Source organism: Kocuria sp. CPCC 205231 (assembly GCF_040980965.1).
GTDB lineage: Bacteria > Actinomycetota > Actinomycetes > Actinomycetales > Micrococcaceae > Kocuria > Kocuria rosea.
In genome coordinates this window covers 220,739-236,291 of record NZ_JAVKPP010000005.1, presented here as the reverse complement: position 1 = coordinate 236,291, position 15,553 = coordinate 220,739, and the positions used below count along the sequence as shown (strand labels likewise).

The window sequence follows — 15,553 nt, the reverse complement described above, 5'->3', positions numbered from 1 at the left end:
GCGGTCCGATACCCTCGATGCTCATGAGTTCCCCTTCCACGTGGACCCCGGGCGGGTCCCCGTCCTCCGCGCCCGCGGCCGCCCCGGGCACCCACCTCAAGGCCCGGCACCTCGTGATGATGGCCCTGGGCAGCGCGATCGGCACCGGCCTGTTCATCGGCACGGGCGCCGCGATCCGCACCGCCGGGCCGGCGGTGCTACTGTCCTTCCTGGTGGCGTGCGTGCTGCTCGTGCTCGTGATGCGGGCGCTGGGCGAGATGGCCGCCGCGGATCCGTCCCCCGGCGCGTTCTCCACCTACGCCGAGAAGGCCATGGGCCGCACCGTGGGACGCACCCTCGGCTGGCTGTGGTGGGCGCAGATCGTGGTGGTGGTCGCGGCGGAGGCCACGGCCGCGGCCCAGCTGCTCGCGGAGCTGTGGCCGGTGGCCGAGCAGTGGGTGCTGGCGCTGCTGTTCATGGTGGTGTTCACGGCGATCAACCTGGTGCGGGTGCGCACGCTCGGGGAGACCGAGTTCTGGTTCGCGCTGATGAAGGTGCTCGCGGTGCTGGCCTTCCTCGCGGTCGGGATCGCCGTGCTCCTGGGCCTGACCGAGGAGCCCTCCCCGGGGCTCGCGAACCTCACCGCTCACGGCGGCTTCCTGCCCCACGGCCCGACCGGGGTGGCCGCCGCGCTGCTCGTGGTGGTCTTCGCGTTCGGCGGCACGGAGCTCGTGACCATCGCCGCCGCGGAGACCGAGGACCCGCAGCGCAACGTGGCCCGCGCCGTGCGCACCATCCTGGTCCGGATCCTCGTCTTCTACGTGGGCGCCGTGACCGTCATGGTCCTGGTGCTGCCGTGGAACGACGAGCAGCTCTCGGTCAGCCCGTTCGTGGCCGTGCTGGAGACCGCCGGGGTGCCCGGCGCGGACGTGCTGATGGCCGTGGTCATCATCCTGGCGCTGCTCTCGGCCCTCAACGCGAACATCTACGGCGCGTCCCGGATGCTCTGGTCGCTGGCCCGCCGCGGCTCGGCGCCGCGGGCCTTCGCCGACGTCTCCGACCGCGGGGTCCCCCGGAGCGCGGTGGTCGTCTCCGTGCTCTTCGGCTTCGCCGCCGTGGTGCTGAACTACCTGTGGCCCGAGACCGTGCTGCTGTGGATGCTCAACACCGTGGGCGCGACCTGCCTGGTCGTCTGGGGGCTCGCGCTGGTCTCGCAGATCGTCCTGCGCCGCCGCGCGGACCGGGACGGCACCGAGCTGCCCCTGCGGATGTGGGCCTTCCCGTGGCTGTCGTACCTGGCGCTGGCGCTCCTCGCCGGGATCGTCCTGCTCGGGCTGCTCGACGGCGCCGTGCGGGGCCAGCTCCTGCTCACGGCCGGGCTGGTGGCGCTCATCGCCCTGGCCTCGAAGGTGCTCGGCCGCCGGGCCGAGCACGCCCCGCAGGACTGATCCGGCGGAGCCGCGGCTCCGCCGGGGCCACGGGCACAGGACATGCCGCGGTGCGCGGCCGTCGCCGGCGCCGGTGACGGTGTCAGAGGCGGTGCTCCGGCGGGATCAGCGGGCGCTCGGCGCGGACCCGCAGCTCCTGGACCGCCCACGAGTTGCCGTCGGGGTCGCTGAAGCCGAAGACGGTGCCGCCGTCCCGCTCGTCGAGCACCGTGATCCCGCTCACCTCCACGCCCCGGGACAGCAGCTCCTCGCGGGCCGCCCGGGCGTCCGCGACCACCAGCTGGAGCCCGCGCAGGGATCCGGGGGCCATCTCCCGGTGGGCGGGGAGGTTGCCCACCACGATCGAGCAGCCGGACCCGGGCGGGGTCAGCTGGGCGATGTCCATCTGCTCGGTGGTGGTGTGGTGGTCGAGGTGGAAGCCGACCTGGTCCCGGTAGAACTCCACGGCCCGGTCGACGTCGCGCACCGGCACCAGCACCACCTCGAGCGTCCAGTCCACGGTCAGACCCCGCCCTGCGCGGTCCGCCCGCCCAGCAGCTCCTCGAGCCGCTCGTAGCCCTCGGCCACGCCCTTCTCCATGCCGGATCCGACCATCCCGTCGCGGGCCTCCTGGGACGCGTGGACGGTGTGCCCGCGCAGCCGGCACCGGCCGTCGCCCAGGTCCTCGAAATGCAGGTACTCCAGGTCCACGGCGTCGGGCCAGTCCTCGTACTCGAAGGTCTGGACCACGAGCTCGTTCTCGCGCACCGTGTGGAAGACGCCGCGGAAGGCGTACTCCTCGGTGCTGTCCTCGCCGCGCTGGACGAACCGGTAGGCGCCGCCGGGGCGGAACTCGAAGCCGTCGATCCGGGTCCGCAGCCCGCGCGGCCCGATCCACTGCCGGAACAGCTCGGGGTCGGCGTGGGCGCGGAAGACGTCGGCCACGGGGTGGTCGAACTCGCGCTCGAAGTCGATGAAGGGCAGGCCGTCGGGGACGGTCAGGTGCAGTGCGTGTCCCATGGTTCAGTCCTGGGTGTGCTGGCCGCGGTCCGCGGCTCGGGTGTCGAGCACGGCGTCGAGGCGGCGGAACTGCTCCTCCCGGACCAGCCGGTACCGGTCGATCCACGCGGTGAGCGCCTCGAGCCGTGCGGGGTCCAGGTGGACGGGCCGGCGCTGGGCGTCACGGGTGCGCGTGACGAGCTGCGCCTGCTCGAGGACCTGGATGTGCTTCGAGACCGCCTGGAGGGAGATCGCGAAGGGTTCCGCCAGTTCGGTGACCGTGGCCGGTCCGCGGCTGAGCCGGGCGACGATGCGGCGGCGGACCGGGTCGGCCAGGGCCAGGAAGGCCCTGTCGAGCTCGTCGTCGCCGGGATCCACGGTGTTTGTCAACTGATTCCTTGATCAACCTGTTGGTTGTCAAAGACTAGGCCGCCCGCCCCGGCCCGGCAAGACCCGAGACCGGATCGTGACGGCCCCGGACCTGCGCTCCTCATGGGCCTCGCCGCCGGTGCGTCGTCGCCGGTGCGTCGTCGCGCGTCGGTGTTGCGTCCTGTGACGCCGCGGTCGTCACAGTCGGCGCACCGGCGTCTTCTGGGCGCCCGCACTTGGCAGCGCGGCGGGGCAGCCGCTGGAATGGGTCCTGCATCTATCCAGAGCGGCCGAGAGACCTGGCTCGTCGACGCCGCAGCAACCATCCGCGCCCCCGCCACGGGGTGCGCGGAACGGTGCTCCCGCCAGGACCGATGGAGCTGTCGCAGCCTCCCGGGTCCACTCCGGGACGGCTGCTGCCCTCCCTCGGGGTGACCCTTGGAGGAAGAACGTGACACCACGCCCGACCGCCCGGCCGGCGCCGCCGTCCCTGTCCTACGAGCTCTATCCGCCGCGCAGCGCGGCGAGCGCCGACACGCTGCTGCGGACCATCGAGGAGCTCGAGCCCACCCGTCCCGACCACGTCTCGGTGACGTACAGCGGGGACGAGCAGCGCCGGGACAGCTCGCTCGCCCTGCTCGACCACCTCCTGGCGCGCACGAGCCTGCGGCCCCTGGCCCACCTGACGTGCGTCGGCAGCACTCGGGCCGAGCTGGAGCAGACCGTGGCCGCACTGGTCCGCCGCGGCGTCCGGGGCGTCCTGGCCCTGCGCGGCGACCTCGACCCGGGGGCCGAGCCGGGCGAGCTGCGGCACGCCGGCGAGCTCGTGGAGCTCGTGCGCGAGGTCGAGCAGCGCCACACCGCGGCCCTGGCGGCCGGCCGGCTCGCCGTGGGCGTGGCCGCCTACCCGACCCGGCACCCGGAGTCGCCGTCCTTCCGGCACGACGTCGAGGTGCTGCTGGCCAAGCAGCGCTCCGGGGCGGACTTCGCGATCACGCAGGTCTACTTCCGCCCGCAGCGCTACGAGCGCCTGGTCGCGGCGGCGCGGGCGGCCGGGGTGACGATCCCGATCGTCCCGGGGATCATGCCGGTCACCGACCCGCGGCGGCTCCGGACGCTGTGCCGGCTGGCGGGCCTGGCGCCCCACCCGGGCCTGGCCGCCGCGCTGGAGGACGCGCCCGGTCCTGCCGAGCGGCACCGCGCCGGCGTGGCCTTCGCGGCGCGGCTGGCCCGCGCCGCCCTGGACGCCGGCGCCCCCGGGCTGCACCTCTACACCTTCAACGAGCACGGGGCCGCGCTCGACCTGCTGGAGCACGTGGACCTCCCGCGCGTCCCGCACGTGCCCGTCGCGCTCGAGGACCTTCTGCTCCCCGCCTGAGCACGCGCCCACCCACCGTTCCGCACGACCCCTCGACACCCCTTCAGGAGACCACCATGACCACTGTCCCGTTCCCCGCCGCCACCATCACCGGCTACCCCCGGATCGGCCGCCGCCGCGAGCTGAAGAAGGCCCTGGAGGCCTACTGGGCCGGGCGCTCGACCCGCGAGGAGCTCGAGTCTGCGGCCGCCGACCTGCAGCTGGCGACCCACCGCCGGCTCGTGGAGCTGGGCCTCGGCGCCCGGGACTCGTCCCTGCCCGCGGCGTTCCCCCTCTACGACCAGGTCCTGGACACCACCGTGGCCCTCGGGGCGGTGCCGGCCCGCTTCGCCGATCTCGCCGACGCCGAGGGCCGGCTCGGCCTCGACGCGAGCTTCGTGCTGGCCCGCGGCGACGCCGGGCGCGCTCCCCTCGAGCTGACCAAGTGGTTCGACACCAACTACCACTACCTCGTGCCCGAGATCGGCCCGGAGACCCCGCTCCGCGCCACCGCCGACCGGCTCGTGGCCGACGTCCGCCGCGCCGCCGCACACGGCTTCACCGTCCGCCCGGTCCTCGTGGGCCCGGTGTCCTTCCTCCTCCTCGCCAAGGCCGACGACGACGCCCCCGCGGGCTTCGACCCGCTGCAGCGGCTCCCCGAGCTGCTGCCCGTGTACGCGCGGCTGCTCCAGGAGCTCGCCGCCGCCGGCGCGGACTGGGTGCAGCTGGAGGAGCCGGCCCTCGTGGCGGACCAGGACGTCCCCGGCGAGCAGCTCGCCTCGTCCGTGTGGGACGCCTACACGGGCCTGACCGCCGTGACCGGGCGCCCGCAGCTGTTCGTCACCACGTCCTACGGCTCCCCCGGGCCGCTGCTGCACCCGCTGGCCTGCTCCGGGGTGGAGGCCCTGCACCTCGACCTCGTCAAGGGCGCCGCCCCCACCGCCGAGGAGCTGGAGCTCTTCCGGGGCGAGGACTCCGCCGTGCTCGTGGCCGGCGCCGTGGACGGGCACAACGTGTGGCGGGCCGACCTGGCCGGCCGGCTCGACCAGCTCGCGGAGCTGGCCCGCGGGGGCGCCCAGGTGTCCGTGGCCTCCTCCACGTCCCTGTTCCACGTCCCGCACGACGTGGCCGAGGAGACCCGGCTGGACCCGCAGCTGCGGAGCTGGCTCGCCTTCGCCGACCAGAAGGTCGGCGAGATCGTCACCCTGGCCCGCGGTCTCGCCGCCGGGACGGAGGCGGTCGCGCCGGAGCTGGCCGAGGCCGCCGAGGCCCGCCGCACCCGGCAGGACGCCGCAGGGGTCCGGGACGCGGCCGTGCGCGAGCGCGCCGGGTCGCTGACCGCCGCGGACATCGGACGGTCTGCCGCGGAGGTCCGCCGGAGCGCCCAGGACGGCCGGGCCTTCACGGCCTCCGGCCCCCTGCCCCCGCTGCCCACCACCACGATCGGATCCTTCCCCCAGACCGCCGAGGTCCGTGCCGCCCGCGCCCGGCACCGCGCCGGCGCCCTGACGGACGCGCAGTACGACGCCTTCCTGCGGGAGGAGATCGAGCGGGTCGTGCGGCTGCAGGAGGAGCTGGGCCTGGACGTGCTGGTGCACGGCGAGCCGGAGCGCAACGACATGGTCCAGTACTTCGCCGAGCACCTCGACGGCTTCGCGACCACCGTCCACGGCTGGGTCCAGTCCTACGGCTCCCGCTGCACCCGCCCGTCGATCCTGTGGGGCGACGTCAGCCGGGAGGGTCCGGGCCTGCGCGGCGAGGCGTTCACGGTGCCGTGGATCGGCCACGCCCAGTCCCTCACCGACAAGCCGGTCAAGGGCATGCTGACTGGCCCGGTGACGATCCTCGCGTGGTCCTTCGTGCGCGACGACCAGCCGCTCGGCGAGACGGCGAACCAGGTGGCGCTCGCGCTGCGGGACGAGGTCGCGGACCTCGAGGCCGCCGGGATCGGGATCATCCAGGTGGACGAGCCGGCGCTGCGGGAGCTGCTGCCGCTGCGCCGCGCGGACCAGCCCGCCTACCTCGGCTGGTCGGTGGACGCGTTCCGCCTGGCCACCTCGGGGGTGCGGGACGAGACCCAGATCCACACCCACCTGTGCTACTCGGAGTTCGGCGAGGTGGTGGGGGCGATCGACGGCCTGGACGCCGACGTCACGAGCATCGAGGCGGCCCGGTCCCGGATGGAGGTGCTGACCGACCTCGAGGCCGCCGGCTTCTCCCGGGGCATCGGGCCGGGCGTGTGGGACATCCACTCCCCGCGCGTGCCCTCCCAGGAGGAGATCGAGCAGCTGCTCGAGCGGGCCCTCGAGCACGTCCCGGCGCGGACCCTGTGGGTCAACCCGGACTGCGGCCTGAAGACCCGCGGCTACGAGGAGACGAGGGCGTCGCTGGAGCACCTCGTGGCGGCGGCCCGGACGGCGCGCGAGCGGGTGGCGCAGCCCGCCGGCCGGCCGCTGATCGTCCAGCACGGCACCCGCGGCTGACCCCGGGCGCACCGGCCGGCCCGCGGGAGCCCGCGTGACCACGGACGTCCGTGGTCACGCGGGCTCCCGCGGGTCAGGAGGCGGCGCCGGGGCGCGGGCCGGCGCCGCCGGCCGGGCCGGTCCGGGCGGCCAGCCGGGCGAACGGGCCGCCGGCCGCGCGCAGCTCCCGCGGCGCGCCCCGCTCGACGATGCGTCCGCCCTCGAGCACCACGACCTGGTCGGCGTTCTCGACCGTGGAGAGCCGGTGCGCGATGGTCAGGGTCGTGCGGCCGGCGGCCAGCCGGTCGAGGGCCTCCTGGACCTGCGCCTCGGTGGTGTTGTCCAGCGCGCTGGTGGCCTCGTCGAGGACCAGCACGGGCGGGTTGCGCAGCACGGTCCGGGCGATGGCCAGGCGCTGCTGCTCCCCGCCGGAGAAGCGGTGGCCGCGCGCGCCGACCACGGTGTCCAGCCCATCCGGCAGCCCGGCGACGGTGTCGGCGACGCGCGCGGCGCCCAGGGCGGCCCACAGCTCGGCGTCGGAGGCGTCCGGATCGGCCAGCAGCAGGTTCGCGCGCACCGTGGCGTGCACCAGGTAGGTCTCCTGGGAGACGACGCCCACGATCCGGGCGAGGTCCGCCGGATCGATCTCCCGCACGTCGACGCCGTCGATCGTCACCCTGCCGCGGGCGACGTCGTTGAGCCGCGGCAGCAGGGAGCCGAGGGTGCTCTTGCCCGAGCCGGTGGGTCCGACCACCGCCGTGGTGGTGCCCGCCGGCAGCACCAGGTCGAGCTCGTGCAGGACGTCGGCCCCGTCGTCGTAGGCGTGGCGCACGCCCTCGAACCGGACCTCGCCGCGCACGGCGGCCGGATCCAGCCGGACGGGCGCGGCGGGCGGGACGATCTGCGGCTCGAGGTCGAGGTACTCGAAGATCCTGCTGAAGAAGGCCAGCGCGGACACCCACTGCACGCCGATGTTCAGCAGACCCATGACGGGCCGGAAGATGGTCCCCTGCAGGGCGGTGAATGCCACGAGGGTGCCGATGGTCATGCCGCCGCTGGTGGCCGGGAAGCCGGCGGCCAGGTAGATCACGGCGGGGATGGCGGCGAAGACGATCTGCATGGTGGCCATCCGCCAGCGCCCGGCCAGCTGGCTGCGCAGCTCCAGGCCCACGAGCCGGTCGGAGCGCTCGGTGAAGCGCTCCGCGTCCCGCGCGGTGGTGCCCAGGGTCTTGGCCAGGCGGACCCCCGAGACGGACAGCCCCTCCTCCACCTGGGTGTGGAGCGCGGCGAGCTCCCGCTGGCGCTCGTCCGTGACGTCCCGGCGGATCAGGGCCACGCGGCGGGAGAGCCAGATCGCCGGCGGCAGCACCACCAGGGAGACGAGGCTCATCGCCGGGGACAGCGCCACCATGGCCACGGCCGTCGCCACGGCGGTGGTGAGGTTGGACGCCACGCCCGTGGCGGAGCTGGTGACCACGGACTGCATCCCCGCGATGTCGTGCGTGAGCCGCGACTGCACCTCCCCGCCCCGGGTCCGGGTGAAGAACCCCAGCGACTGGGCCTGCAGGTGGGTGAAGAGCTGCACGCGCAGCGCGTGCATCACCTGCTGGCCCATGGCGGTGGCCATCCAGGTCTGGACCACGCCGATCACGGAGGTGAGCGCCGCGACCCCGACCATCGAGGCGGTGAGCAGCACCAGCAGGCGGGTGTCGCCGCCCGGCAGGGCGTCGTCGATCACGCCGCGGACCAGGAACGGCTGGGCGAGGTTGACGACCGAGGACGCGGTGATGAGCACGACGACGAGCGCGATCGTGCCCCGGTGCGGGGCGAACAGCGCCGCGATCCGGCGCGGGCTGACGGGGTGCCGGGCGAGCTGCGTCCGGTCCGCGGGGTTCCGGCGCGCAGGCCGACCTCCGCCCCCGCCCCCGCCGCCTCCGGGGCCGGCGCCGGGCAGGACGCCCGGGCTGTCGGCCGGGGTGCCTCCGCCGTCGTGCGCCGGGGTGCGGACGCGCGCGGGGTGCTGGGTCGTCGCCATGGGATCCTCCTCGGGAACTATCAAGGAGGTTACCTCTCTATGAGGTAACCCGCAATGGGGATAGGATGACGCCATGCCCAACGACGCTCCGGATCCGGCCCGCCTGGGGGACCTGCTGCACGCCGTCTTCCGCCGGCTGCGCCGCCGGTGGGCCGAGCAGCTGGCCCCCTTCGGACTGACCCCGCACCAGTTCCGGGCGCTCGACGCCCTCGCCGGATGTGCCGGTGAGCCGGGGCACCGGCACGGCCCGGCCGGGACCTGCCGCCACGGCGGCGGGTCCGCCAGCCTGCGGGTGAAGGACCTCGCCGAGGCCCTGCGCATCGCCCCGCGGTCCGCCACGGAGGTGGTGGACCTGCTCGAGCAGAAGGGGCTCGTGGAACGGGTCCCGGACCCGTCCGACCGGCGGGCCACACTGGTGGCGCTGACGCCCCGGGGCACCGGTCTGCGCGAGCGGGTCCGGGAGGACCGGCGCCGGGAGTCCGAGGAGTACTTCTCGCGGCTGGCCCCGGAGGACCGGGTCGAGCTGGAGCGGCTGCTCCGCCTGCTCACCGCGGACGGCCCGGCGCCGGACTGAGCCCCGGCGGGACGTCCGCCGGGACTCAGTCCAGCTGCGCGGGCAGGTCCGCGAAGGCCTCCGCCACCCCGGCGTGCCGGATCCGCCCGGCGGCCGTGTTGAGCCCGGCCGCGAACTCCGGATCGGCGGCCAGGGCCTGCTCCGGGCCGCGGGCCAGGCGCCGCAGATAGGGCGTGGTGGCGTTGCCGAGGGCCCGGGTCGCGGTGCGCGGCACCGCGCCGGGCATGTTCGCCACGCAGTAGTGGGTGATGCCGTCCACCTCGAACGTCGGGTCGTCGTAGGTGGTCGGGTGGGAGGTCTCGAAGCACCCGCCCTGGTCGATGGCGACGTCCACGAGCAGGGCGTGGTCGTGCAGCACCGCGAGGTGCTCGCGGCGCACGAGCTTGGGCGCCGCCGCCCCCGGGACGAGCACCGCCCCGATCACCACGTCCGCCCCGGAGATCTCCTCCTCGAGCACGTGCTCGTCGCTCATCAGCACGCGGGCCCGGTGCCCGAGCAGGTCGGTGAGCTCGCGGATCCGCACGCCGTTGGCGTCGAGGACCGTGACGTCGGCCATCAGCCCCGAGGCCATCAGGGCGGCCTGCGTGCCCACGACCCCGCCGCCGACCACCACGACCCTGGCCGCGGCGACGCCGGGGACCCCGCCCATCAGGAGCCCGGGGCCGCCGGCGTTGGACTGCAGGTGGTGGGCGGCGGACTGCGCGGCGAGCCGGCCCGCGATCTCGGACATCGGCTGGAGCAGGGGCAGGGTCCGGCCGGCGCGGACGGTCTCGAAGGCCACGGCGGTGGTGCCCGCCTCCAGCAGCGCCTCGGTGAGCGGGCGGTCGGCGGCCAGGTGCAGGTACGCGAAGAGCGTGAGGTCGGGGCGCAGGAAGCCGTACTCCTCGGCCACCGGCTCCTTCACCTTGACCAGCAGCTCCGCCCGCTCCCACACGGCGGACCGGTCGACCACCTCGGCCCCCGCGGCGGTGTAGGCGTCGTCGTCGAACCCGGAGCCCTCCCCCGCGCCGGTCTCCACGAGCACCTCGTGGCCGTCCCGCACGAGCTGGGTCACCCCGGCGGGCACGAGGCCCACCCGCCGCTCGGCCGGCTTGATCTCTCTGGGAACTGCTACGCGCATGGTCCGTGCTCTCCTCTCGTCGTGGCCCGCCGGCACGGGACCCGCGGCGCCGTCGCCGGCGGTCCCGCCGCCCCCTCACCGGGAGCGGACGTAGCCGGCGTTCTTGTCCACCTGGTCGACCAGCCGCTCCCCGGCCGTCCAGCGCCGGAGGTTGTCCTCGAACTGGGCGGCGAGCTCGTCCCGCCACCCCTCCACGTCCCCGCACATGTGCGCGGACACGTGCACATTGTCCATCGCCCAGAAGGGGTGGTCCCGCGGAAGGGGCTCCGTGTCGAAGACGTCCAGGGTCGCGGCGGCCGGACGCCCCGCCCGAAGGGCCTCCAGCAGCGCGTCCTCGTCCACCAGCGCGCCCCGGCCCACGTTCACGAGGTGGGCGTGCGGGGACATCGCCGCGAGCACCCGGGGGCCCACGATCCCGTGCGTCCGCCCGGTCAGCGGGGCGGCCAGCACCACGTGGTCCGCCCACCCGGCGTGCTCGGCCAGCTCGGCGGCGGGGACGACGGTCCCGAAGTCCGGGTCCTCCGCCCGCGCCGTGCGCCCGGCGCCGCGGACCTCCACCCCCACCGCCCGCAGCAGGCGGGCGGTGGCGCGGCCGATCCCCCCGGTGCCCACGACGAGGGCCGTGGAGCCCTGGGTGCGCCGCAGCTCGCGGTGCACCCACCGGTGCTCGCGCTGCAGCCGCGCGCTCCGGTGCAGCTGCTTGTCCTGGGCCAGGACCGCGGCGAGGACGAACTCGGCGATGGGCCGGTCGAAGACGCCGTGCGCGTTGGTCACCAGCACCGCCGAGGAGCGCAGCGCCGGGAACAGCACGGCGTCCACCCCGGCGGCCGCGACGTGCACCCAGCGCAGCCCCGTCGCGGCGTCCCACGCGCCGGCGAGCGCGTCCGAGAAGAAGTCCCACAGCAGCAGCACCTCCGCCGGGCGCCGCCCGCCGGTCCCCGCGAGGGCGTCGGCGAGGCTCTCGCGCGTCACCACCGTGACGTCGGCGAGGGCCCGGAGGGCCTCCTCGTTGCCGGGCGGTGGCGTGCCCTCGGCGGTCAGCACGACGACACGGGGCGGCTCGCGCACGGTGCTCATGGGGCCACCCTACGGGGGCGGTCCGATTGTTGACAATCTGCACGGGCTGTTCCCATGATGGGCCATGACCTCACTGAGTCCGCTCCTGAAGCAGGCGACCCCGGTCGTCGTCGACTCCGCCCGGGGCTGCTGGATCTCCGGCACGGACGGGCGCGAGTACCTGGACTTCACCACCGGGATCGGGGTGACCAGCACGGGCCACTGCCACCCCCGGGTGGTCGAGGCGGCCCGCGAGCAGGTCGGCCGGGTCATCCACGCCCAGTACACGACCGTGCTGCACCCCCCGCTGCTCGAGCTCACCGAGAAGCTGGGCGAGGTCCTGCCGCCGGGCCTGGACTCCGTGTTCTACGCCAACTCCGGCTCCGAGGCGGTCGAGGCCGCGGTGCGGCTGGCCCGGATGGCCACGGGCCGGCCCAACGTGGTGGTCTTCCAGGGCGGCTTCCACGGCCGCACGGTGGCCGCGGCGACCCTCACCACCGCCGGCACCCGGTTCTCCGCCGGCTTCTCCCCGCTCATGGGCGGGGTGCACATGGCCCCGTTCCCCTACGCCCACCGCTACGGGTGGGACGAGCGGACGGCGGTCGACTTCGCCCTGCGGGAGCTGGACTACCTCCTGGTGACCAGGACGGCGCCCGAGGACACCGCGGCCCTCCTCATCGAGCCCGTGCTCGGCGACGGCGGCTACCTGCCCACCCCGCCGGCCTTCCTCGAGGGGCTGCGGGAGCGGGCGGACCGGCACGGGATCCTGCTGGTGCTGGACGAGGTGCAGGCCGGGGTGGGGCGGACCGGGCGGTTCTGGGGCCACCAGTTCGCGGACGTGGTCCCGGACGTGCTGATCACCGCGAAGGGCCTCGCCTCGGGCTTCCCGATCTCCGCGATCGCGGCGCCGACCGCGCTGATGGAGCGGGGCTGGCCCGGCTCGCAGGGCGGGACCTACGGCGGCAACGCCGTGGCCGCCGCGGCGGCCTGCGCCACCCTGGACGTGGTCCGCGACGAGCACCTGGTGGAGAACGCGCGGGTCCGCGGGGACCAGCTGCAGGCGGGGCTGCAGCCCCTGCAGCAGCGCTACCCCGGGATCAGCGACGTCCGCGGCCGCGGGCTGATGCAGGGCGTCGAGTTCGCACAGGAGGACGGCTCCCCGGACGCCGCCGCCGCGCTCGCCGTGCAGCAGGCCACCACCGGCCACGGGCTGCTCACCCTGACCTGCGGGCCGGCCGGCAACGTGGTCCGGCTGATCCCCGCACTGGTGGTCTCCGAGGAGGAGGTCCGCACGGGCCTCGAGCGCTTCGAGGCCGCCCTGGCCGAGGTCCTCGCCGGGGCGGCGGCGACCGCATGAGCCCCGTCCCGTCCCGCACCGCGCCCGGACGCACCGGATCCCGCCTCGGACCCCGCGCCGCACCCCGCGCCGATCCCGACCGGAAGGACACCCCGTGACCGACTCCGCCGCCCCCACCACCGCCCCCATCACCGCCTCCGAGGACGTCCTGCGCCGGTCCCGGGAGGCCGTCGCCGGGGTCAGCACCGGGGTCTTCGTCGACGGCGAGTGGACCGAGGCCGCCTCCGGGCGCCGCTTCGACGTGGTGGACCCGGCCACCGAGGAGGTCGTCGCCACGGTGGCGGACGGCGGCCCGGAGGACGCCGTCCGGGCGATCGAGGCCGCGGGGCGGGCCCAGAAGGACTGGGCCCGGACCGCGCCCCGCGAGCGCGGCGAGATCCTGCGCCGCTCCCACGACCTCATCATGGCCCGCCGGGACGAGCTCGCGCTGGTGATGTCCACGGAGATGGGCAAGCCCCTCGCCGAGGCCCGCGGGGAGGTCGCCTACGCCGCCGAGTTCTTCCGCTGGTTCTCCGAGGAGGCCGTGCGGATCGGCGGGGACATGACCCTCTCGGGGGACGGGAGGACCCGGATCCTGGTCTCCAAGGAGCCGGTGGGACCCTGCGTGCTGGTCACCCCGTGGAACTTCCCGCTGGCCATGGGCACCCGCAAGATCGGCCCGGCCGTCGCGGCCGGCTGCACGATGGTCTTCAAACCCGCGAACCTCACGCCGCTGTCCTCCCTGGCCCTCGTGGACGTCCTGGTGGAGGCCGGACTGCCGGCGGGGGTGCTCAACGTCGTGTGCACCTCGAGGGCCTCCTCGGTGGTCGGGCCCTGGATGTCCTCGGGGATCGCCCGCAAGATCTCCTTCACCGGCTCCACCGAGGTGGGGGTGCGGCTGCTCGAGCAGGCGGCCCAGCACGTCATGCGCTCGTCCATGGAGCTGGGCGGCAACGCCCCCTTCATCGTGTTCGAGGACGCCGACCTCGACGTGGCGGTCGAGGCCGCGATGACCGCGAAGATGCGCAACATGGGCGAGGCCTGCACGGCGGCCAACCGCCTGTTCGTCCACCGCTCCGTGGCCGGGGAGTTCTCCGCACGCCTCGCGGAGCGCATGGGCTCCCTCACCGTGGGCCACGGCGTGGCCGAGGGCACCCAGGTGGGCCCCCTCGTCGAGGAGAAGGCCCTGGCCAAGGTGGAGGAGCTCGTGGACGACGCCCTGGCCCGGGGGGCGTCCGTGCTGTGCGGGGGACGCCGGGCCGGGGGCCGGGGCTGGTTCTACGCCCCCACCGTGCTGTCCGAGGTCAGCCCCGAGGCCGCGCTCATGTCCCAGGAGATCTTCGGGCCGGTGGCGCCCGTGGTGGCGTTCGACTCCGAGGAGCAGGTGCTCGGGTGGGCCAACGACACCCCGTGGGGGCTCGTGGGCTACCTCTTCACCCGCGACGTGGACCGCAGCTTCCGCGTCAGCGAGGCCCTCGAGGTCGGCATGGTCGGGATCAACACGGGGCTGGTCTCCAACCCGGCGGCGCCCTTCGGCGGGGTCAAGGCCTCGGGCCTCGGGCGCGAGGGCGGCCGCACGGGGATCGAGGAGTTCCTCGAGACGAAGTACACGGCGGTGCCCCGTGGCCGATGACACCGTGGCCGATCCGGACGTCCGCCCCGCACTGTTCCCCGACGCGGAGTACGCCGCCCGGCTGCGCGCGGTGCGGGGGCGGATGACGGAGCAGGGCCTGGATGCGCTGCTGGTGACCGACCCCGCGAACCTGTTCTACCTGACGGGCTACGACGCCTGGTCCTTCTACACCCCGCAGCTGCTGTTCGTGCCGGCGGAGGGCGAGCTGCTGCTGTTCCTGCGGGAGATGGACGCCAACGGCGCGTTCCGCACGGCCCGGCTGGACCCCGGGCAGATCGTCGGCTACCCCGAGCGCTACGTGCACCGCCCGCACCTGCACCCCTTCGACTGGGTGGCCTTCGCCCTGCGCCGCCGCGGCCGGGTCGCCCCCGCCGCCCGGGGGTGCGTGGGCCTGGAGATGGACTCCCACTTCTTCTCCCCCAAGGGCTACCGCTCGCTCGTCAACGCCCTCCCGGAGTGGACCCTCGTGGACGCCTTCGACCTCGTGAACTGGGTGCGCGCCGTGAAGTCCCCGGCGGAGATCCAGTACCTGCGCACGGCCGCCCGCGTCACGACGGCCGCGATGCAGGCCGCGATCGACACGATCGAGCCCGGGGTCCCGCAGCACCTCGTCGCGGCGCAGATCGCCCGGGCCCAGGTCGAGGGGGTCGACGACGCGTGGGGGGACTTCCCGGCCATGGTCCCGATGCTCCCCACCGGGGCCTCCGCCGACACCCCGCACCTCACGTGGTCGGACCGGGTGCTGCGGGAGGGCGACGCCGTGGTGGTGGAGCTCGCCGGGGTGCACCGGCGCTACCACGTGCCGCTGGCCCGCACGGTGATGCTCGGCCCGCCCACGGCCGAGCTGGGCCTGCTCGAGGAGGCCGTGGCCTCGGGGCTCGAGGCCGTGCTCGACGTCACCGCCGCGGGCGTCCCGGTGCGCGAGCTCGCGAGCACCTGGAACTGGGCGCTCGCGGAGTTCGGGCTCGAGAAGCCCAGCCGGCTCGGCTACTCCGTGGGCATCGGCTATCCCCCCGACTGGGGCGAGCGCACCATCAGCATCCGCTCGGAGGACGAGAGCGTGCTCGCCGAGAACATGACGTTCCACCTCATCTGCGGCATGTGGATGACCGGGTACGGCTACGAGGTCTCCGAGTCGATCCGCATCACCGCCACCGGGACGGAGGCCCTGACCTCCTTCCCCCGAGCCCTCATCAGGAAGTGATC

13 protein-coding genes and 1 riboswitch are annotated in these 15,553 nt (G+C 74.9%); of the genes, 7 read left to right on the top strand and 6 right to left on the bottom strand.

Annotated features, from left to right (window positions below):
- Positions 1–23: 23 nt before the first annotated feature.
- Positions 24–1,427: an amino acid permease gene (locus tag RF640_RS07220; RefSeq protein WP_109221908.1), complete on the top strand. Its 1,404-nt coding sequence runs from the start codon at positions 24–26 to the stop codon at positions 1,425–1,427.
- Positions 1,428–1,509: 82 nt separating this feature from the next.
- Here the strand turns inward: RF640_RS07220 and RF640_RS07215 are convergent, their stop codons facing one another.
- The 3 genes from RF640_RS07215 to RF640_RS07205 are packed head-to-tail and all read right to left on the bottom strand — an operon-like array spanning position 1,510 to position 2,783.
- Complete coding sequence (locus tag RF640_RS07215) at positions 1,510–1,926, bottom strand: VOC family protein (protein WP_017833078.1); 417 nt, start codon at positions 1,924–1,926, stop codon at positions 1,510–1,512.
- A gap of 2 nt (positions 1,927–1,928) precedes the next feature.
- Positions 1,929–2,426, bottom strand: coding sequence for an SRPBCC family protein (locus tag RF640_RS07210; RefSeq protein WP_095649819.1), 498 nt, complete (start codon positions 2,424–2,426; stop codon positions 1,929–1,931).
- 3 nt (positions 2,427–2,429) lie between these two features.
- The gene (locus RF640_RS07205; RefSeq protein ID WP_095649820.1) at positions 2,430–2,783 is read right to left on the bottom strand and encodes a helix-turn-helix transcriptional regulator; all 354 of its coding nucleotides are present in this window, start codon (positions 2,781–2,783) and stop codon (positions 2,430–2,432) included.
- Between the two features lie 265 nt (positions 2,784–3,048).
- Positions 3,049–3,155, top strand: a riboswitch (SAM riboswitch).
- A 70-nt stretch (positions 3,156–3,225) separates the two neighbouring features.
- Between RF640_RS07205 and RF640_RS07200 the strand changes: the two genes are divergently transcribed.
- A complete protein-coding gene (locus RF640_RS07200) occupies positions 3,226–4,152 on the top strand; it encodes a methylenetetrahydrofolate reductase (protein WP_017833075.1) in 927 nt (308 codons plus the stop codon).
- Positions 4,153–4,208: 56 nt separating this feature from the next.
- Positions 4,209–6,614 (top strand): 5-methyltetrahydropteroyltriglutamate--homocysteine S-methyltransferase, encoded by a 2,406-nt coding sequence (gene metE / locus RF640_RS07195; RefSeq protein ID WP_368827279.1) that lies wholly within the window; start codon positions 4,209–4,211, stop codon positions 6,612–6,614.
- A gap of 73 nt (positions 6,615–6,687) precedes the next feature.
- On the opposite strand, the gene RF640_RS07190 is transcribed toward metE, so the two are convergent.
- Positions 6,688–8,628 (bottom strand): ABC transporter ATP-binding protein, encoded by a 1,941-nt coding sequence (locus RF640_RS07190; protein WP_368827277.1) that lies wholly within the window; start codon positions 8,626–8,628, stop codon positions 6,688–6,690.
- Between the two features lie 73 nt (positions 8,629–8,701).
- On the opposite strand from RF640_RS07190, the gene RF640_RS07185 reads away from it, so the two are divergent.
- Positions 8,702–9,202 (top strand): MarR family winged helix-turn-helix transcriptional regulator, encoded by a 501-nt coding sequence (locus RF640_RS07185; RefSeq protein ID WP_126346914.1) that lies wholly within the window; start codon positions 8,702–8,704, stop codon positions 9,200–9,202.
- Between the two features lie 25 nt (positions 9,203–9,227).
- On the opposite strand, the gene ald is transcribed toward RF640_RS07185, so the two are convergent.
- Positions 9,228–10,322 (bottom strand): alanine dehydrogenase, encoded by a 1,095-nt coding sequence (gene ald, locus RF640_RS07180; protein WP_368827274.1) that lies wholly within the window; start codon positions 10,320–10,322, stop codon positions 9,228–9,230.
- Positions 10,323–10,397: 75 nt separating this feature from the next.
- Positions 10,398–11,399 carry a D-2-hydroxyacid dehydrogenase gene (locus tag RF640_RS07175; protein ID WP_368827272.1) on the bottom strand — a complete coding sequence of 334 codons (1,002 nt, stop codon included), beginning with the start codon at positions 11,397–11,399 and terminating at the stop codon, positions 10,398–10,400.
- 64 nt (positions 11,400–11,463) lie between these two features.
- On the opposite strand from RF640_RS07175, the gene RF640_RS07170 reads away from it, so the two are divergent.
- From RF640_RS07170 to RF640_RS07160, 3 genes are all read left to right on the top strand, one after another.
- Positions 11,464–12,735 (top strand): aspartate aminotransferase family protein, encoded by a 1,272-nt coding sequence (locus RF640_RS07170; RefSeq protein WP_368827270.1) that lies wholly within the window; start codon positions 11,464–11,466, stop codon positions 12,733–12,735.
- 94 nt (positions 12,736–12,829) lie between these two features.
- A complete protein-coding gene (locus RF640_RS07165) occupies positions 12,830–14,347 on the top strand; it encodes an NAD-dependent succinate-semialdehyde dehydrogenase (RefSeq protein WP_368827268.1) in 1,518 nt (505 codons plus the stop codon).
- On the top strand, positions 14,337–15,551 hold the full coding sequence (locus RF640_RS07160; RefSeq protein WP_368827266.1) for a M24 family metallopeptidase: 1,215 nt from the start codon (positions 14,337–14,339) through the stop codon (positions 15,549–15,551). Before RF640_RS07165 ends, RF640_RS07160 begins: the two co-directional genes overlap by 11 nt.
- Positions 15,552–15,553 lie beyond the last annotated feature (2 nt).